The 17,596-nt window shown below is 67.3% G+C and carries 16 protein-coding genes; 11 read left to right on the top strand and 5 right to left on the bottom strand.

Translation table 11 applies throughout. From position 1 onward, the window contains the following. Nucleotides 1-81: 81 nt before the first annotated feature. Nucleotides 82-297, bottom strand: coding sequence for a hypothetical protein (locus tag KA248_10485; protein ID MBP7830332.1), 216 nt, complete (start codon nt 295-297; stop codon nt 82-84). 140 nt (nt 298-437) lie between these two features. Here KA248_10485 and KA248_10490 point away from each other — a divergent pair, with 140 nt between their 5' ends. The 3 genes from KA248_10490 to fni are packed head-to-tail and all read left to right on the top strand — an operon-like array spanning nt 438 to nt 2,999. Then, nucleotides 438-1,478 carry a hydroxymethylglutaryl-CoA reductase gene (locus KA248_10490; protein MBP7830333.1) on the top strand — a complete coding sequence of 347 codons (1,041 nt, stop codon included), beginning with the start codon at nt 438-440 and terminating at the stop codon, nt 1,476-1,478. A gap of 26 nt (nt 1,479-1,504) precedes the next feature. Continuing rightward, nucleotides 1,505-1,936: a GxxExxY protein gene (locus KA248_10495; protein MBP7830334.1), complete on the top strand. Its 432-nt coding sequence runs from the start codon at nt 1,505-1,507 to the stop codon at nt 1,934-1,936. Nucleotides 1,937-1,973: 37 nt separating this feature from the next. Beyond that, on the top strand, nt 1,974-2,999 hold the full coding sequence (gene fni / locus KA248_10500) for a type 2 isopentenyl-diphosphate Delta-isomerase (GenBank protein MBP7830335.1): 1,026 nt from the start codon (nt 1,974-1,976) through the stop codon (nt 2,997-2,999). A 20-nt stretch (nt 3,000-3,019) separates the two neighbouring features. Here fni and KA248_10505 read toward each other — a convergent pair whose 3' ends face one another. Continuing rightward, nucleotides 3,020-3,211 (bottom strand): hypothetical protein, encoded by a 192-nt coding sequence (locus tag KA248_10505; protein ID MBP7830336.1) that lies wholly within the window; start codon nt 3,209-3,211, stop codon nt 3,020-3,022. A 297-nt stretch (nt 3,212-3,508) separates the two neighbouring features. Here KA248_10505 and KA248_10510 point away from each other — a divergent pair, with 297 nt between their 5' ends. The 3 genes from KA248_10510 to KA248_10520 are packed head-to-tail and all read left to right on the top strand — an operon-like array spanning nt 3,509 to nt 7,422. Continuing rightward, entirely contained in the window at nt 3,509-5,050 is a 1,542-nt protein-coding gene (locus tag KA248_10510; protein ID MBP7830337.1) for a hypothetical protein, read from the top strand. A gap of 13 nt (nt 5,051-5,063) precedes the next feature. Beyond that, on the top strand, nt 5,064-6,407 hold the full coding sequence (locus KA248_10515) for a tripartite tricarboxylate transporter permease (GenBank protein ID MBP7830338.1): 1,344 nt from the start codon (nt 5,064-5,066) through the stop codon (nt 6,405-6,407). A gap of 13 nt (nt 6,408-6,420) precedes the next feature. Beyond that, a complete protein-coding gene (locus tag KA248_10520) occupies nt 6,421-7,422 on the top strand; it encodes a metal-dependent hydrolase (protein ID MBP7830339.1) in 1,002 nt (333 codons plus the stop codon). Nucleotides 7,423-7,436: 14 nt separating this feature from the next. Here KA248_10520 and KA248_10525 read toward each other — a convergent pair whose 3' ends face one another. Then, nucleotides 7,437-8,141: a PEGA domain-containing protein gene (locus KA248_10525; GenBank protein MBP7830340.1), complete on the bottom strand. Its 705-nt coding sequence runs from the start codon at nt 8,139-8,141 to the stop codon at nt 7,437-7,439. Nucleotides 8,142-8,520: 379 nt separating this feature from the next. Between KA248_10525 and KA248_10530 the strand changes: the two genes are divergently transcribed. Together KA248_10530 and KA248_10535 are read left to right on the top strand one after the other, a co-directional pair. Then, on the top strand, nt 8,521-9,156 hold the full coding sequence (locus KA248_10530; protein MBP7830341.1) for a hypothetical protein: 636 nt from the start codon (nt 8,521-8,523) through the stop codon (nt 9,154-9,156). Beyond that, on the top strand, nt 9,153-10,055 hold the full coding sequence (locus KA248_10535; protein MBP7830342.1) for a hypothetical protein: 903 nt from the start codon (nt 9,153-9,155) through the stop codon (nt 10,053-10,055). Before KA248_10530 ends, KA248_10535 begins: the two co-directional genes overlap by 4 nt. 74 nt (nt 10,056-10,129) lie before the next feature. On the opposite strand, the gene KA248_10540 is transcribed toward KA248_10535, so the two are convergent. Beyond that, nucleotides 10,130-10,555, bottom strand: a complete 426-nt coding sequence (locus KA248_10540; protein ID MBP7830343.1) for a hypothetical protein — start codon at nt 10,553-10,555, stop codon at nt 10,130-10,132. A gap of 73 nt (nt 10,556-10,628) precedes the next feature. Next, nucleotides 10,629-12,524, bottom strand: coding sequence for an asparagine synthase (glutamine-hydrolyzing) (gene asnB / locus KA248_10545; protein MBP7830344.1), 1,896 nt, complete (start codon nt 12,522-12,524; stop codon nt 10,629-10,631). A gap of 59 nt (nt 12,525-12,583) precedes the next feature. Between asnB and KA248_10550 the strand changes: the two genes are divergently transcribed. Genes KA248_10550 through KA248_10560 form a run of 3 tightly spaced genes read left to right on the top strand, consistent with a single transcriptional unit; the run spans nt 12,584 to nt 17,522 of the window. Then, on the top strand, nt 12,584-14,185 hold the full coding sequence (locus tag KA248_10550) for a hypothetical protein (GenBank protein MBP7830345.1): 1,602 nt from the start codon (nt 12,584-12,586) through the stop codon (nt 14,183-14,185). Further along, entirely contained in the window at nt 14,182-15,999 is a 1,818-nt protein-coding gene (locus KA248_10555) for a hypothetical protein (GenBank protein MBP7830346.1), read from the top strand. Before KA248_10550 ends, KA248_10555 begins: the two co-directional genes overlap by 4 nt. Further along, nucleotides 15,996-17,522 carry a hypothetical protein gene (locus KA248_10560; protein ID MBP7830347.1) on the top strand — a complete coding sequence of 509 codons (1,527 nt, stop codon included), beginning with the start codon at nt 15,996-15,998 and terminating at the stop codon, nt 17,520-17,522. Before KA248_10555 ends, KA248_10560 begins: the two co-directional genes overlap by 4 nt. Nucleotides 17,523-17,596 lie beyond the last annotated feature (74 nt).

Genomic DNA, 17,596 nt, shown 5'->3' on the forward strand with positions numbered 1-17,596 from the left:
GGCCCGAGGGGAACCGCCACGCGGGGACGAGGACGTCGCCCAGGCCTTCCGCCTCGTCGTCGCGGAACTGGACGCCGACCGTCAACTCGGCGGGGGGAGGGTCGCGGCGGCCTTCTCTTCCGCCGGGGCTTCCGCCTTCGGCTCCGCTTTGGGCTTGGCCTTCTTCCGCGCGGCTTTTTTCTCCGCGGCCGGTTTGGACTTCTCCTTCTTCTTCTCCTTCGCGGCGTCCGCCGGGTCGGCGGCGAGGAGGAGGGCGAGGACCGCAAGCAGCAGGGAACGCCAAGGCACGGCTTTCACATCAACCTCCGCGTTTGAGTTGAAAAGCCTCTACACGTTAAACGACCGCCCACGGGCCAGTCTAGAACGGGCCGCGGGGGGAGGAAAGCGAAAAAGGTTTTTTCTTGTTTGCGCCGGGGAAGCCTGTATCCAGTGGGGCCATGAGCACGGATAAAACGGCGGAATTCGCGAACATTCCCCTGCGGTGGGCGGGGCCGATCCGGCTGGCCGGGCCGGAGGTGACCGGCGAAGTCGAGGTCCCGCTGGCGACGTTCGAGACGCCGCTGTGGCCGTCCGTGGACCGCGGCGCGCGCGTGAGCATGGCGACGGAGGGGATTTGCGCCGCGGTCGTGGACGAGCGCATGACCCGGTCCGTCCTCGTCGAAGCGCCGGACGCGGCCGAGGCCGTCCGGGTCGGCGCGGAACTGCGCCGCCGGAAGCCGGACGTCGCCGCGGTCGTCGAGAAAACCAGCCGGTTCCTGAAGTTCCTCGACCTCCACGTGCAGCACGCCGCGAACCTGCTCTACGTCCGGCTCGAGGGCCATCCCGGCGACGCCTCGGGCCACAACATGCTCACCCGCGCCGCCGAGGCGATGCTCGACTGGCTCCTGCGGGAGTACCCCGCGCTCAAGTACGTCTCCATTTCCGGAAACTACTGCACGGACAAGAAGCCCTCCGCCGTCAACGGCATCCTTGGGCGCGGCCGGCATGTGATCGCCGAGTTGATCGTCCCGCGCGCGGTCTGCGAGAAACTCCTCCGGACCACGCCGGAGAAGATCGCGGACCTGAACATAAAAAAGAACCTTATCGGCACGATGCTGGCGGGCGGGCTGCGCAGCGCCAACGCGCACTTCGCCAACATGCTGCTGGCCTTCTACCTGGCCACCGGGCAGGACGCGGCGAATATCGTCGAGGGCTCCCAGGGCCTTACGCATGCCGAGGCGCGCGGCGGCGACCTCTATTTCTCCGTGAGCCTCCCGCACCTGATCGTCGGCACCGTCGGCAGCGGCAAGGACCTGGAGTTCGTGCGCGCGAACCTGGAGCGGCTGGGCTGCGCGGGCGGCGGCGGGGCGCGGCGGCTGGCGGTGCTGTGCGCGGCGGCGGTCCTGTGCGGCGAACTCTCCCTCCTCGCCGCCCAGACCAACCCCGGCGAGCTCATGCGCGCGCACCTGAAACTGGAAAGGAAGGATGCCTGCAGATGACACGGGGAAGCCCGCAGATCACGCAGATGAACGCAGATACTCAAGAGGAAGAGGGGGGTGCTTTCCCTTTGGGGAAGGAGACCTATGCCATTCTGGGGGCGTGTTTCGAAGTGTATAACATCAAGGGATGCGGTTTTCTGGAACCCGTTTATCAGGAGTGCATGGAAATCGAACTGGGTCTTCGCCAAATTCCTTTCATCCCTCAACGGAAGTTAAAGTTGACATACAAGGGGCATGTGCTGAGGCAATCCTACGAACCGGATTTTGCCTGTTACGATAAGGTCATCGTGGAACTCAAGGCTGTGTCCAAGCTGACGGACGAGCATCGGGCGCAGCTTCTCAACTATCTTCATGCCACCGGATACGAAGTGGGACTCCTGGTCAATTTCGGCCATTTCCCAGGCTTGGAATACGAACGGCTTGTGAATCAGAAGAAACGTCCGCCCCCACCTCCGTAGTGGACATCTGCGCTCATCTGCGTAATCTGCGGGCTAAATGGACAAGATCAACGAGCGGAAGCTGGCGCACCTGCGGATCATCGAGTCCGACCCGGACTCGGACCGCCGCCGCCATTACTTTGACGCGATTCGCCTGAAGCATCGCGCCCTGCCGGAATTGAATCTCGCGGACGTGGATCCTTCGATAGAATTCATGGGCAAGCGGCTTTCCTTCCCGCTCCTGATCTCCTCGATGACCGGCGGCGACCATGACGTGCTGCGCCGGATCAACCGCAACCTCGCCCTGGCCGCCGAGAAGGCCGGCGTGGCGCTGGGCGTCGGGTCGCAGCGGGTGATGTTCACCAACCCGGCCGCGCGCGCGAGCTTTGAAATCCGCCCGCACGCTCCGACGGCCCTGCTCTTCGCCAACCTCGGCGCCGTTCAGTTCAACCGCGGGTTCGGCGTCGAGCAATGCCGCGAGGCGCTGGCGGTGTCGGGCGCCGACGCGCTGTGCCTGCACCTCAACCCGCTCCAGGAGGCCGTCCAGCCGAAGGGCGACACCGATTTCGCGGGCCTGGCGGACAAGATCGGCGCCGTCGCGCGGGCGCTGGACAAGCCGGTGGTAGTCAAGGAAGTCGGCGCGGGGATTTCCCTCGAGGATGCCGAACTCCTGTTCCGCGCCGGAGTCCGTTACGTGGACGTCGCGGGCGCGGGCGGCACCTCCTGGAGCCGCATCGAGCACCATAGCCTGGCGGAAGAGGAGGGCGATCATCTTGGGCTGGTTTTCCAGGACTGGGGCATTCCGACGCCCGAGGCGCTGCGGGCGTTGAAGCCCTGGCGCGACCGGTTGACGCTGATCGCGTCCGGCGGCCTGCGTTCAGGAATCGACATGGTCAAGGCGATGGCGCTTGGGGCCTCGCTCTGCGGCATGGCGTCGCCGTTCCTCAAGCTGGCGATGGAATCGGCCGAAGCGGTCGGCCGGCTAATTCATCGTTTGAAGCGTGAGTTCACCACGGCCCTGTTTCTCCTGGGCGTGGGCCGCGTGGAACAACTGGTCGGGAATGAAACCGTGTTGTCGGACTAGCTGCCCTCGCCGGCGAGCGGTTACTCCAGGGTCCAGGTCGGTGTTCCGGACGTGATCGAACGGCCGGCCCGGCTGCCCACATCCATGGGATCGGGCGGGATGTGGATGGCCGGGCTGATTCGCTTCTGCATCTCCGCCAGTTCATGCTTCAACGACCAGACCCAGACCGAAAACAACACAGTGATGCAGAACGCTGCCATCGTATTCATCATGACCTTTCGCCCCCGGTAAAAAATCTTCATCATGTTTTAAAGCAAGAATCGCGCCTGACCCGACATTCCGATGGGAATCGCCGAATTTCCGCGTTCTCGAGAGCGCGGGCATCCAACGGCGAATCGGGAGCCCTCTCGTTTTTAAGAATGTGGGCTTGCCTTGCAGAGAGGCGGCGGTCTCTGCCGAGAACACGTTGTGGAAATACCCTCTAGGCAAGGCGGCCATTCGAGGCTATATTCGACCTCCCTAAAGGCACCGGTCCCGCTTCCGGCGACCGGGCGTGGAAAGGAAAAGTCATGACGACGAACCCCCTGCCGGGTCATGCGGATCAGCCTGCGGAGATCACCTGCGCCCAATGCGGGCAATTTGTCGGGGCCCTGACCCGATGCCCCCGCTGCGGGGCGCGCGTGGAGAAGCGTATCAGCATCCGGGTCTTCCGCTATGCCGCCCTCGGGTTGGGCACCATCGGGCTGGGGCTGCTTTACCTGATGGCGACGCACCGGGAACTGCCGATCGTGCGCATCGCGGAGATCAAGCCGACGATGAACTTCGCCTACGTGCGCGTGGTGGGCACCGTGGCCGACGATCCCCGCATCTTCAAGGAGGCCGGCAAGGTGCGCTCGATGCGGTTCACGGTGGATGACGGCACGGGTGAGATCTCCGTGACGGCGTTCCGCGCGCAGGCCGAGTCCCTGGTGGAGCAGCGGCTCGTGCCGGCCTCCGGCGACCGTGTCGAGGTGGCGGGCGCGTTGAGCCTGACGGCGGACGACGAGGTGGTCATGCGCCTGCAGATTGCCGAGCACCTGAAGCTCGATCGCGCCGACGTGCCGGTCACTCCGCTCGGCGAGGTCGGCGGCGGGTTGGTGGGCGAGAGCATCTTGGTCGAGGGCACCCTCACGGCGGTGAATCCGCCGAAGCCGGAAAGCCGGCAGCCGTGGGTGATCGAGCTGCGGGATGAGTCCGGCGAAGGCGCCATCACCTTCTGGCCGGACCTCTACCCGGACATCCCGGACAAGCCGTTGCTGATCCCGGGGGCGGCCGTGCGGGCACGCGTGAGCGTACGCACGTACAAGGAAAAACTCCAGTTGATGCTGAACCGGGGGGAGGATCTCGAGGTCAAGGCCGCCGACTCGGCCCGGCGGCAGGTGGCCGGGCCGGGCGCGCCGGCGGAACCCACTTCCGCGGCCCCGGCGGCCGCCGATAAACCGGTTCCCAGCCGCGTGGTGGCGGCCACGGAGATCGCGGACGTGACGGCGGAATTGAAGGGGAAGGTCATCACGGTCATGGGGCGTGTCGCGGAAATCCGGGACCCGGAGCCGGGCACGCGGGCGCCGCATACCCTCGTGCTCGAGGAGGGCGGGCGCCGGGTTTCCGTCGTGTACTGGGACGAGGTCGCGCAACAGCTCGGGGAGAACAGCCCGGTCACGGGCGTGCTGATGAAGGTGAGCGGCCTGGTGGACGTGTACCAGGAGACGGTGCAGATCAAGGTAAACCATTCATCGAAGGTGCGGCTGGTGGACGTCGAGCCGGTGGCGACCCCCGCACCCGAGGGCGAGGGCCTGGTGGAAATCGGGAAGCTGACCGCGGAGATGAAGGGGCGCGTGTTCACCGTGCGCGGCACGCTCGGCGAGCCCCGGTCGCTGATGAAGGGCGTCGTCTACCCGTTGAACGACGGCACGGGGCAGCTCGACCTGCTGTTGTGGGACCGGATGGTGCCGGGCCCGGAGCGGGATCGTCTCGAGCCCGGCCGCACGGTCAAGGCGACGGGAATGATCGGCGATTACCAGGGGACGCTGCAGCTCGTGCCGGCGAATCCGCAGGCGCTCGTGTTGGAATAACCGGAGCGAGGTCATGATCCTGAACATCCTGACGGTCCTGGGCGTCACGGTGCTGGGCACCGTGCTCTCCAGCGTGATCTCCGTACTGCCCGCCCTCCACGCCTACAACGTGCTGGGCGCGCTGATGCTGTTGTTCTACTGGCTGGTCGAGCAGGGCCTGATCACGGCGCAGCAGGGCGAGTTGTTCGTGCCGTTCATGGCGGGCGTCGTGGTCGGCTGGTCCATGCTCAACACCATCCCTTCCATCCTGCTGGGCGCGCCGGACGAGAGCGCGATGTTCACCGTGCTGCCGGGTCAGAAGTACCTGATGAGCGGCCGCGGCTACGAGGGGACGATGATCACGGGGGTCGGGGGGCTGGCGGGCGTCTTCTTCCTGGTGTGCGTGGTGGGGCCGTTCGCGCCGCGGGTGCTGCCCGTGGTGCAGGGCGTGCTGCGGCCGCACATGCACTGGATCCTGTGGGTGATCATCACGTACATCCTCATGTCGGAATGGCCGAAGGGGGGCAACTGGGGTCCGGCCGGCCTGGCCAAGTTCGCGGACGCCTGGCGCTCGCTGGGGGCGGGCCTGGCGACCTTCTTCCTCTCCGGGCTGCTCGGGTTCATCCTCCTCTACCGGTCGCCCGTCTCCGTGGAGATGGCGTTCCAGAACATCATGCCGGCGTTCGTGGGCCTGTTCGCCGTGCCGTGGTGCCTGTTGAACATGATCAGCGGGGCGAACGTCCCGCCCCAGCGCACGGCGGCCGCGCTGGAACTGAACGGCGATCTCATCCTGCGCAGCACCGCGGCCGGCGGGCTGGGCGGCGGTTTCGCGGCCTTCTTCCCGGTGATCACGGGCGGCATCGGCGGCCTGCTGGCCGGGCACGCGACGGCGCAGCGCGACGAGAAGGTCTTCATCATGTCCCAGGGCGTCTCGAAGCTGGTCTACTACGTGGGCTCCTTCATGCTGCTCTTCGTGCCCGGCCTCGGGATCACGCGGGGCGGCGCGGCGTGGATGATCAAGGGCATCTCCGTGCCGCGGGGGTACGGGGACTACTTCATGGTCCTGGGCGCGATCGCGGTCGCCGGCGCGGTGGCCTTCCTGATGATGAGCCCGCTGACGCGGGCCACGATCCGGTTCATCGAAAAAGTGCACTACCGCAACGCGTCCGCGCTGGCGCTGATCATCATCCTGGCCATCGTGTACCTGATGACGGGGTGGGGCGGGCTCGCGGTGATGATCGTGGCGACGGGCATCGGGCTGATCCCGGTGCTGTTCGCCTCGCGCCGGCTGAACTGCCTGGGCATCCTGCTGCTGCCCATCGCCTGCAACATGTCCGGCTTCGGCCAGCAGATCGCCCGGTGGCTGCGGCTCATCTGAAAGGAGACCCGAGATGAAAGGCATATCCCATTTTGTCAGCGGGGTGATGGCGGCGTCGTTCTGCCCGTGGGCGGTGGAGGCGGCCACGGAGGGGAACCCGTTGTACTTCGTCCTCGGCGGCGCGTTCGGCATCCTGCCGGACACGATCGACTTCAAGTTCTACCGGTTCTTCTACCGGCACGACTTCTACGTGGACCCCGACCCGCAGAATCCCGACCCGCAGGCGATCGCCGACGCGCTGGCCCAGGCGGTGGACCGGGCGCGCACGGCCGGCCGCGCGGTGCGGATCAAGCTCAACACCGTGCGCATGGGCGCGGACTACTGGCGCCAGTACGTGGTGCGGTTCGACGCCGAGAACCAGGAGGTCCAGGTGCGGATCGGCCCCGTGGTCAACACGGGCCAGGTCCCCGTGCCGGGCAGCGAGCCCGGGGAGCGGGCCGTCGGCCGGGCGAAGTTGAGCGCGCCGATCGTCCAGACCTACGATGCCACGACGCGCGTGGACATTTTCGACGGGCCGACCTTTGCCCTCGAGGCGGACGAACAGGGGCGCGTCGTCCTCCACTTCCTGCCGTGGCATCGCAACTGGAGTCACAGCTTCCTGGTGGGCGGGGTCTGGGCGCTGCTCGGCTGGCTGGTCTGGAACTGGCAGGCCGCCGTGGTGATCCTCGCCGGCTACGCGGCCCACCTGATCGAGGACCAACTGGGCTTCATGGGCTCGAACCTGTTCTTCCCCATCACGAAGAAGCGGTTCATGGGGCTCCACGTGATGCGCTCGGGCGACGCGATCCCGAACTTCAGCGCGGTCTGGTTGAGCTGCCTGCTGATCTTCTGGAACCTCTACCGGATGACGCCGGGCCTGCGGTACCATTTCAACTTCCTGCAGTTGATCGTGTACGGCGCCGTGATTCCCATCGGGCTTTTCGGCGTGGTGCACTGGCTGCTGACCCGCGGGGGGAAGGAACAGGCCGCGCCCGTGGAACTCGAGGACGAGTTCGGCGACACGATGACCACGTGAGCGGCGCTGCGCCGTCAGTCCCGCGGCGAGACCTCGAGGGAAAGCGAGGCGTCGGGATCGATCCGGATTTCGCGCCGCGAGAGCACCCGGGGGCCCAGGCTCACCTCGATGACATGGCTGCCGGCGCGCAGCAGAAGTTCCACGGGCAGCGCGCCGGCATTATAGCCGTCCACCAGGATCTCCGCGCCGGGCGTGTCGCAGAAGATCGTGACCCGGCCCGTTTCCACCTTGCCGGATCCCTCCCCGGCTCCGGCCAGGACCACGCGCCGGGGCGCCGGGCGCGCCGCCGGGGCTGCGGCGGGTGATTGCGGGGACTGCGCTTCCAGGGCGAACCGCAGCGTTTGCTTGGTCGGCCATTGAGCCTTGCCGCTCCAATCCTTCCCGGGGTCCGTCAGCGTGGCCAGGGTGGCTTCGACGGGGATTTCCTTCCAGCCTTCCTTGCGAAGGGTGAAGCGCGCGGAAAGGCGATAGCCTTCGTTGGTGCTGAACGCCGGCCGGCAGAATCCTCCGGGCGAGCGGACGGAGATCAGTTCCCATCGCTTCCTGAACCAGCGGCTCTCCCAGTTCAAATCCACGGCCAGGGTGCAGGGCGTGACGCCCAGCACCTGTTCGCCGATATCCTCGTCCGGGACCGAGCAAACCGTGACGCCGGGCGGCGCCGTCTCGACGGTCAACCAGAAGGTGTGGTCCGTCTCGAGGATCCCGGCGACGGTTCCCAAAGGGAGTATGGCCAGACAGATTAAAAGCGGTTGCCATGGAGCGGCCGCGGCGCCGGGTCGTTGCCGGATAAGCGCATGCATGGCTAATAGTACTACCAGTCGGCGGAGGGCCTGTAAACTCCGCCGAAAAAGAGATGCCTATTCTCTTGGATCGCAATGGGTTCGGTAGCCCGGAGCGGGTTTTGCCTCGGCGCTCCGAAACCCGCCCGAGCTTCTGTTGACAGGCAGGGACAACCTCGGTACTGTAGTAATTGAATCCAGAGGTGTATTTTGATCAAGGCGCACCGGCCGTCTAGACGGCCGGGAGCGTGGGGTGTCGGTTGGCAAAACGATGGGAACGAAGAGCCCAATGACCGTTGTGCGTACAGGCAGGCCGTGGATGTGGAGGCTGGCTCTGGGCTTCATGCTCCTGGCCGGGTTGCCCGCCCGCGCCGACATCATCAGCCTCATCGCGTACGTCAGTCAGTCGATTTATCTCAACGATGGCGTCACGCCCCTTCCGTATGGGTCCATCGTCTACATCTACGGAAGCGGCGATACCACGATTGATCCGATGGCGCCCGCGTTCGGCGGCTATATCCCGGGGACCGCCACCGGAGATGACGTGGTCCTGGGCATGGTGCGGATTGGGCAGCCCTATTACAACGACGGGGTGGATGACATTGACGGCACGTTCCTTTCCGACATGGTGATCACATGGGACGATGAAGAGGTGAACATCAACCATCTCTACATACGATTCTTCAACACATTGAGTTTCACCGGCGGCGAGGTGGCCTGGAACGAGTCGGTGATCTTCACGAACGACTACGACTTCTTCGTGGTGGAGCAAGACTTCATCGGCGGATACCTGGCCAATCGAACCAACACGTTCACGTTTGTTCCGGAGCCCAGCACCATCCACCTGGTTCTGCTCTCGGCGGGCCTGTTGGCCGGGATGGGCGCCAGTATGAAGAAGAAGAGCAAAGCCGCACCGCCGGCCCGGGGGCCGGCGAAGGAGGCCGGTACATCATGAAAAGCGGAACACCGTCCAACATGCTTGGGGGGCGCGGCGGGATTCTGTCCGCCGTCCTCGCTCTCTATATGGTCGGGCCGGCGGCGGCGCAATTGAGCGTGAATCTCGGCATCGAAACCACGACCACCGTGGACGAGTACGGGACCGTTCTCCAGAACGGCGACCTGGTGATGGTCCTCTGGGCCACCAACGATTTCCCCTACGCGCCCGACGTCGGCGGGAATCCCAACCCGGCCAATGCCCCGGTCGTCGACAGCGAGATGCTGGCGACAGGCCGGACGTTTGTCGGCGCCGGCTGCATCGACGGCATTTCTCCGCCCGGCATCATTTCCGTGATCATATCCAACACGGTCCGCGTTGATAGGAACCGGTCCATCTTCGTGCGGGTCTTCAATGACCCCACGCAGGAAGGCGCGTCGTTCTACGGGGAAGGCATCCCACAGAGGGTCCCGGAAGAGGGGCACCTGTATTTCCTCATCGACAAGACCCGCTACCCGCTGGATTCGTCGGATGACGACGGCGACGGGCTGAACAACTCCTGGGAGGAAAGCCTGGGGTCCGACCCGAACAATCCCCACAGCGACACGGACGGCGTCAACGACTGGGAGGAATGGGTCGCGGGCACCGACTTGCGCGATCCCGACTCGGTCTTCATCCTCGCCCGCATCCGGCAGGGCGTCGGCCAGGAGGCCCTCGTGGGGTGGGATTCCGTGGTGGGCAAGCGGTACGAAGTCTACTACACCACCGATCCCCTGGACGGCGATCCGCCGCCCGAGTGGTCGCTGGTCAGCGGGCCCGATCCCATCACGGCGGTGGGCGTGCTTACCGAGATGTCTGTGGACGCCGGCTTGGCCGCGGGGCGCGGTCACTTCCGCGTGAGGGTCCTGCAAGACGAGTAAGCGGGGCACGCGAGAAAAACGCCTGCGCGCCGTGGAGGCGGGCAGGCGTTTTTCTTTTCCCCGGGGCGGAGAGATTACTGGTAGTAGGGCGCCAGCTTGTCCATCAGCTTGTTGATCTCGCTGCGCTCTTTCCACTTCTCGGTGTGCGAGGCGCCGCTGGCCGTGTACACCTCCCGCCAGGTCTCGCGTACGGACCCGTAGGCCGACTGCGTGTGCCGGCCGTTTTCGCCCTTGCTGATGCCGACGTTCAGGATGTTCACCAGGTGCTGGCACCGGTTGTTGAACCGGGCGGCGCGGTTGAGAAAGTCCTGGTCGCCCGGCCACTTCTCCCGGTATTCCGTCTGCAGCTTGGCGGACCACTGCACGAGCTGCTCGGCGATCTTGCGAACGTCCTGCATCTGGTCGGGGGCCGGCCAGCCGGCGCGCGCCGCCTGGATGGAGCAGAACGCCAGGGCCATCCCCATCGCTACCCCACGAAACGCGGTCTTGGCATGCGTCATGGTCATCTCCTGTTCGGGTTACGCGGTCATCATACGACACCCCCCGCGCCGGTCAACCGAAACCGGAAGGAGATCAGGCGGACAGCCGGTCGCGGCGCCGCCAGGCCTGGAAACAGAACAGGGCCCAGAGGGTTTTGCGGTGGTCCCGGACCTGGTGGAAGTGTTCCTTCAGCAGGGTCTCCACGAACGCGGGCTCGAAAAGCCCGTCTTTCCGGATTTCCGCGGGGTCGCAGGCCTCCTCCACGAAGGCGCGCAGGTCCTGCCCGAGCCAGGAGGCCAGCGGGATCATGAACCCGGCCTTGCGGCGGCGAATGATCCGGCGGGGCAGCAGGTCGCGCGCCGCCAGCTTGAAGAGGTACTTGGTCGTCAGCCCGTTCAGCTTATACTCCGGCCGGAGCCGGGCGGCGAACTCCACGAGCGGCGGATCGAGCAGGGGCACCCGCACCTCCAGGGAATGCGCCATGCTGGCGCGGTCCACCTTCACGAGGACGCCGTCCTGCAGGTACATCTTCATGCACAGGTAGAGCAGCCGCGCGAACGAGTCGGACAGCCCGCTCCGGGCCAGGTGGCGATACACGTCCTCGTAGGGATCCTGGAGCGCGAGCTGCTCGCGGATGGGCGCGGCCAGCAGCGCCTTCTTCTCGCTGTTGCCGAAGCAGCCCATCCAGAGGAGAAAGCGGATCTCGGGGGACAGTCCCGCGCCCTTGAAGAACTGCTGGGCCAGGTACTCCAGGCTCGCGTAGCGGTGCGACACCGGGATCCGGCGCGCGAGCCGGTTCAGCCCGTCCCGCCAGGCCGCGGGCAGGAAGGACAGCCGCTCCACGATCTTATGCGCCTGGAACGAGGGATAGCCGGCAAACAACTCGTCGCCGCCGTCGCCGCTCAACGCGACCTTGACGTGGCCCGCCGTATATTTTGAAAGCAGCCAGGTGGGCAGGAGCGAGGCGTCCGCCAGCGGCTCGTCGGGCAGGGCCAGCGCGTCGGGCAGGAGTTCCGCGGCCCGCTGGCGGGAGAGCACCTCGTGGTGATGCTCCGTCCCGTACCGCCGCGCGACTTCCGCGGCGTAGGGCGACTCGTCGTAGCTGTCCTCCTCGAACCGGATGGAGAACGTCTGCAGCCGGCCGCGGGTCTCCCGCGCGGCCAGCGCGGTGACGACGCCGGAGTCGATGCCGCCGCTCAAGAAGCTGCCGACGGGCACGTCGCTGCGCAGGTGCCGGCGCACCGAGCGCTCCAGGAGCCGGCGCAGCTCCGCCGCGCATTCCTCCCGGGTGCCGGGGTCGACCGGGCGATCGGTCAGCGGGATGTCCCAGTAGAAATCGTGGCGGGGCCCCCGCCGGTCGAACGCCAGCACCGCGCCCGCCTCGAGCTTGCGGACCCCCTCGTACATGGTGTGCGGGGCGGGCACGTAGCCGTACGTGAGATACTTGCTGACCGAGAGCCGGTCCAGCGAGCGCGGCACGGCCGGATGCCGGAGCAGGGCCTTGAGCTCGGACGCAAACACCAGGTCCCCGCCGCACACGGCGTAGAAGAGCGGCTTGATGCCGATCCGGTCGCGCCCGAGCCACAGCCGCTGCTCGTCGCGGTCCCAGATCGCGAACGCGAACATACCGTTCAGCCGCTTCACGCCCTCCATGCCGTCGAGCGCTAACTGGCGCAGCAGAACCTCGGTGTCGGAGTGCGTGGAAAAAACCTGTCCCCTGGCTTCCAGTTCGGTTCGCAGTTCGATGTAGTTGTAAATCTCGCCGTTGTAGACGATCCAGTATCGCCCATCGGTCGCGGACATGGGCTGGGCGCCGCCCTCGAGGTCGATGATGCTCAACCGCCGGTGTCCGAGCGCGACGGGCGGCGCCGCGTGGTAGCCCTCGCCGTCCGGGCCCCTCGGTTGCAGCGTCGCGGTCATCGCGCGGAGGATGTCCTCCGCCCGGTCCGCGCCTCCCCCGAACGTGGTGAATCCGGCAATCCCGCACATGCCGGACCTATAGCATATTTTTTCTTATCGCGCGCCCGCGGATACGCCATGATGACGCCGTGACCACGCGGATCCTTCAGGGAAAAGCATGGCGGCTGGCGGCGCCGCTCCTGACGTTGTGGGTCGTGGCGGCCGTGGAGAGCCGGCGGCGCCCCTTCACCTACGACGAGGCGGCGCACGCGCACATGGCCTGGCTGCTGGACCATGGCCAGACACCCTACCGCGACTTCGCGGCCAACCACCTGCCGTTTTTCTGGATGGGTCTGCGTCCCGCCGTCCGGCTCCTGCCGGAGAGTACCACGGCGTGGTACGCGGTGCTGCGTCACCTGGCCCTGGCCGGCCAGGTCGCCTTCCTGGCGCTGCTGGCCGCGCACGCCGCCCGGGGCGGCGGCCCGGGCGCGTGGGGCCGCGCGCTGGGGGCCGTGGGCCTGGTGGCGCTCGCTCCGCCCGCGCTCTCCTTCTTCGTGGAATTCCGGCCCGACAGCCTCGCCAATCCGCTCCTGCTCGGAGGACTGTGGTTGTTGCGGGGGCGGCCGCGGAGGGCCGCGGCCTGCGGCGGCGGATTCCTGACCGCCGCGGCCCTGCTGGTCAATACCAAGTACCTGCTGCTGCCCGCGATCCTGGCCGCGCTCGCGGCATGGAGGGCCGGATGGCGCGCCGTCCGCGTCCCCGCCCCAGGGCCCGCGTCGAAGGACGGAAACGGTTTTGTCTCCACCGCTGTCTGGGCCGCGGGCGGCGCGGCCCTGGCACTGGCCGCGGCATGGGGCCTTCTGCGCGCCTATGGCATCGATCCGTCCGAGGCCTGGCAACTGGCGGTGCGTTACAACACCGCCACGGAAAAACTGCGGACGTTCGGCTTCGGTTTGTGGCGCGCGGTACTGCGTCATCCGTTCCTGCTGGGCTACATGCTTCTCGGCGCCGGCGGGGTGGTCTGGCAGCAAGTCCACCGTCGCTCCACCCTTGGCCTCTGGCCTGTCGGCGTGGCGATCTTCCTGGCGGCGCAGGTGCTCCTGATGACCAAGCCGTGGCTCCAGTACAAGGCCTCCTGGTTCCTGCTGGCCGCCACGTTTCCCGCGCTGTTCGTGGCGAGGGAACCGCCGCCCCGGGCGCGGCGCTGGGAGATCCTGTGCTGGAGCCTCGTGGCGATCCTGGCGGTCGTCAGCGTCACGGGCGGCGGCGGGCGGCGGGAGCCGTTGTTCCGGCTGCCCGACGGACAGGCCATTTCAACGGATCTCGCCACGCAGGTTCGCGTGGCGGATTTCCTGCTGCGTCACGCGGCGCCGGAGGAGTACGTGGTGGCCGAGTTCCCCTGGCAGCCGTTGTTCCGGTCGAACACGTTCTACAAGATCATCATGGATTACGACGGCCGGGGCCGGGATGCCCTGGAGTGGGCCGCGCAGGCTTTGCCCGACCTGCCGCATGCCGATCGGATGACGGAACCGGCCTACCTTGCCGAGTTGCAGCAACGGCCGCCGGCCGTCATTTTCCTCGGCGTCTTCTTGGAGCAGGGGCCGGTCTGGTCTCCCTACACCGAACAGCGCACCCGCGCCATCGAGGCGTTTCTAGAATCGCGCCGGGACGAATATGAATTCGTGGAGATCCCTGATTCGCCCTTCGCCGTGGTTCGGCGGGTGAAAACGGGACCGGGGTCGATCCCGTGAACGGGGCGGATCGCGACGGCAGGCCGGGTCCGGAGCCGGCTTTCATCCCGGTCCTCGCGTTCGCCGCGTTCTTCATTTTTTTCACCAACCTGTGCGCGGCGGCGGGCTATTGGCTCGGCCGGCCGCCGTCGTTCACCCTCGCGGCCGGGCTGGGCATGGGTCTGTCCCTGGCCCTGCTGTTCCCCGCGTTAAAGAAGGAGACGGCGCTCCGATCCGCCTTCCTCCTGTCCGCCTTGTTCCTGCTGATGTCGCTGCCGCTCTACCTCGTGCAGCGGGCGAACATGGGGCACGACTGGCTCTGCCATGTCCCGCTGACGGGGAGCCTGCTCCGCGGCCAACTCCCCGCGCGCGACCTCGCGAGCCCGGAAAGGCTGTTACCCTATCACTACGGGTTCAACATCATGGCGGCCGCCGTGCTGCGGATCATGCGCTGGGCCGCGCCGGCGGCGCACACGGAGACGGCGCTGGACCTGGCCTCGTGGGCCGGCCTGGCGCTGCTGCTGATGGCGGCCTGGACCTGGCTGCGCCGGCTCAACCGCGAGCTGCCGGAGCCGGCGCGTATCGGCCGGGGCGAGACCGTCCTGGCCCTGGCGCTGATGCTCTACGGCGGCGGGCTGATCTTTCTGGGCCGCCTCGTGGATTCGGATGTGGATATGTGGAGTCGCGGGCTGTACACCGCCTGCCATCCGCTGCCTTTCTTTGTCGGGCGTCGCCCGACGCCGCTTGGTCAGGCGCTGTTCCTGTTTCAGGGGGCGCTTCTGCTCTTCCCGCGCGAATCCGGCCGCCTGAAGTTCGTGGCGTTCCTGGTCACCCACGCCGTGCTGCTGCTGGTCGCGGAGGATTTGTTCCTGGCGGGCGTCTTGACAGGCTTGCTGTTGCGGCTGTCGCCGGCGTGGAGGAAGGACGCCGCGACGTATTTGTGCGCCGCGGCGGCGGCCCTGCCGCTGGCGTGTGTCCAGGGCGGGCTGATCACGGCCGCGCTGGTCAACGCGCCCGCGGGCGAGGGCATGCTGGGCTGGCGCCTGCGGGCGCCGTTTATGCCCGGCTGGGGTCTGGGCGAGCCGGGGTTCCTGCAGGGCCGTTTCTGGGCGGCCCTGCTGGTCGAGTTCCCGCCCTCCCTCTGGCTCATCCCGCTGGCCGGCTGGGCGGCGCGCCGCCGGGGCCTGGCGCTCCCGCCGGCCTGGAAGGCGCTCGCGGCCTGTTGCGTCGTGTTCCTGTTGGTGCCGATGTTCGTGCAATCCCGGTACGCGCCCAATGACCTGCACCGGCTGTTTTTCCTGCCGCAGATGATCTCCCTTCTGCTGCTCCCGATGCACCTTCGCCTGCTGATCCCCGCGCGGGGGCTTCGAAGGATCGTCCTCGTGCTGCTGACCGTTCTGCTCGCGGCAGGTCCGCTCTCCGCCCTGCGCGCGGAACTCCGGCATTTCGACCGGCTCTACGGCCGCGGGTGGCGGCCCGACCTGGCGCTGCCCGCGCCGCCCGACCGATTCGAGGACGGGCAGGTCTGGCTGGTGTCCACCCCGTACCTGCCCGCGCTGCACTATAACGGGATCTTCGCGCTCTCCGCGCCGTTCGGCACCTACGGGCCGAACGTCTTCAAGATCTATCCCAAGCAGCACGAGGAATGGCTGGCGCGCTATCTCGAGGATCCCGTTCGCCACGGCGCCACGCGCGCGCTGCTCACCCGTGAAGACCTGGAGACCCTGCGGGCGCGCGGCGTGCCGCATCGCCTGCTCGACACGGTTCCCGGCCCCGGGGGCGAGGAGGTCTTTATCCTCGCGTTTCCGCCGCCGCCGTCCGAAAATCGGCCATGAACTTCCGGTCCGGCGGGACGTGGGGCGGGGCGGCCTGGGCCGTCGCGGCCGTCCTCGCCGTGCTGGCCGCCGCCACGCGGCTGTCGTACTCGTACGACGAGATTTCGGCGGCGCACACCATCTGGCGGGTGTCGGGCGGCGCGGTGCCGTACCGGGATTTCGCGTCCAATCACCTGCCGTTTTACTGGTATCTGCTGGCGCCCTTTTCAAGGCTGTGCCCGCAGGATGCCGGCGCGCTGGCGTGGTACCGCGCGCTCGCCGTCGCCGGGCGCGGGTTGTTCGTGGCGTTTCTCGCGGCCCTGGCGGGCCGGGGCTTGGACCGCAGGGCGCGCCCGTGGGCGGCGCTGGCGGTCTGGATCGTCGCGTGCAGCGCGCCGGTGCTCGATTACCTGGTGAAGTTCTCGCCCGATGCGGTCTCAAACGCCCTGCTTTTCGGGAGCCTGTATTTTCTCTTTCGACCGGGTGCGCGCTCGCCGGCGGGCTGGTTCCTGGGCGGCCTGGGCATCGCGGCCGCCCTGCTTAGCAACAACAAGTACGTCTTGCTGCCTCTCCTCCTCGGCCCGGCCGCGCTGGCGCGGGAGCTTTTCCGGGGCCGCCGGCCGTGGTGCCCGGTCCTGTCGCTCCTCGGCGGCGCGGGATGGTGCCTTGTCGCCGCCGTCCTCGCGCTGCGCGCCTGGGGCATTGAACCCGTCCATGCCTGGGACATGGCGTTCCGATACAACGCGGTGTACGAGCAGGTGAATCCGTTCCGCAACGGGTTCCGCATGTCGTTGCTGGAACATCCCGGCTTGCTCCTGTATGTCGTGGCCGGGGCGGGAGTCTGGCTTGCCGATTCGATCCGCGCCCGGCGGCTGGAACTCCTGCCGACGGTTGTGCTGATCTTCCTGGCCGCGAGCCTGGTGACCGTCTCGCGCCCGCACAGCCAGTACTTCAGCACGTGGTTCCTGCTGGGATCCGTTTTCCCGGCGCAGGCCCTCGCGGGCCGGATGCCGCGCGCGCCGGCGTGGGGCCGCGCCCTGACGCTCCTGCTGGCCGCGGCGGTTCCGGTCCGGGCGGCTTTCCATTATGCGCAGCCTGCCGTGGCGCAGGGCCGGGCCGAGCAGCAGGCCGTGTTCCGGTTCGTGGAGGCCGCGACGCCCGAAAACGGTTTTGTGATCGCGAACATGAGCTGCCATCCCCTGTGCCGCACCAACACGTTCTATAAATTCTCGTCCGACCTCGCCGGACGGGAGGATGTGTATGACCGCGTGGCCGCGCGGATCCCGGGCTTCAGCCTGGCCGGCCGGTTTTCCCCGGAGCAGTACGCGCTCGATATCGAGCGGCATCCGCCGGACTTGATCTTCGACGGCTTCGCGCGCGAGCAGGGCCTGGAAGGCGGTCCCATGCTGACCCCGGCGCAGGCCGAGGCGCTGAACCGCTACCGGCAGGAACATGCCGCCGAGTACGAGTCCATGGCGGTGACCTCGGCGCGGCATCCCGGCCAGGCCTTGTTCTGGGTGACGCGGCGGGTGGCCCGGAATTGACTTGCGAGGACCGCCGGCCTTTTTCCTCGGGCCGGGGGCGGCCCGCCTCCATAGCTCACGATGGGTTGGAGACG

The organism is Kiritimatiellia bacterium (assembly GCA_018001225.1).
Classification (GTDB): Bacteria; Verrucomicrobiota; Kiritimatiellia; order CAIQIC01; family JAGNIJ01; genus JAGNIJ01.

What these genes read in the sequence shown, in the direction of transcription:
- KA248_10520 (MBP7830339.1), top strand. Translation starts at nt 6,421, where the DNA reads ATGAAAGGCATATCCCATTTTGTCAGCGGGGTGATGGCGGCGTCGTTC.
- KA248_10490 (MBP7830333.1), top strand. Translation starts at nt 438, where the DNA reads ATGAGCACGGATAAAACGGCGGAATTCGCGAACATTCCCCTGCGGTGG.
- KA248_10540 (MBP7830343.1), bottom strand. Translation starts at nt 10,555, where the DNA reads ATGACGCATGCCAAGACCGCGTTTCGTGGGGTAGCGATGGGGATGGCC.
- KA248_10510 (MBP7830337.1), top strand. Translation starts at nt 3,509, where the DNA reads ATGACGACGAACCCCCTGCCGGGTCATGCGGATCAGCCTGCGGAGATC.
- KA248_10505 (MBP7830336.1), bottom strand. Translation starts at nt 3,211, where the DNA reads ATGATGAATACGATGGCAGCGTTCTGCATCACTGTGTTGTTTTCGGTC.
- KA248_10535 (MBP7830342.1), top strand. Translation starts at nt 9,153, where the DNA reads ATGAAAAGCGGAACACCGTCCAACATGCTTGGGGGGCGCGGCGGGATT.
- asnB (MBP7830344.1), bottom strand. Translation starts at nt 12,524, where the DNA reads ATGTGCGGGATTGCCGGATTCACCACGTTCGGGGGAGGCGCGGACCGG.
- KA248_10560 (MBP7830347.1), top strand. Translation starts at nt 15,996, where the DNA reads ATGAACTTCCGGTCCGGCGGGACGTGGGGCGGGGCGGCCTGGGCCGTC.
- KA248_10515 (MBP7830338.1), top strand. Translation starts at nt 5,064, where the DNA reads ATGATCCTGAACATCCTGACGGTCCTGGGCGTCACGGTGCTGGGCACC.
- fni (MBP7830335.1), top strand. Translation starts at nt 1,974, where the DNA reads ATGGACAAGATCAACGAGCGGAAGCTGGCGCACCTGCGGATCATCGAG.
- KA248_10530 (MBP7830341.1), top strand. Translation starts at nt 8,521, where the DNA reads ATGTGGAGGCTGGCTCTGGGCTTCATGCTCCTGGCCGGGTTGCCCGCC.
- KA248_10495 (MBP7830334.1), top strand. Translation starts at nt 1,505, where the DNA reads ATGAACGCAGATACTCAAGAGGAAGAGGGGGGTGCTTTCCCTTTGGGG.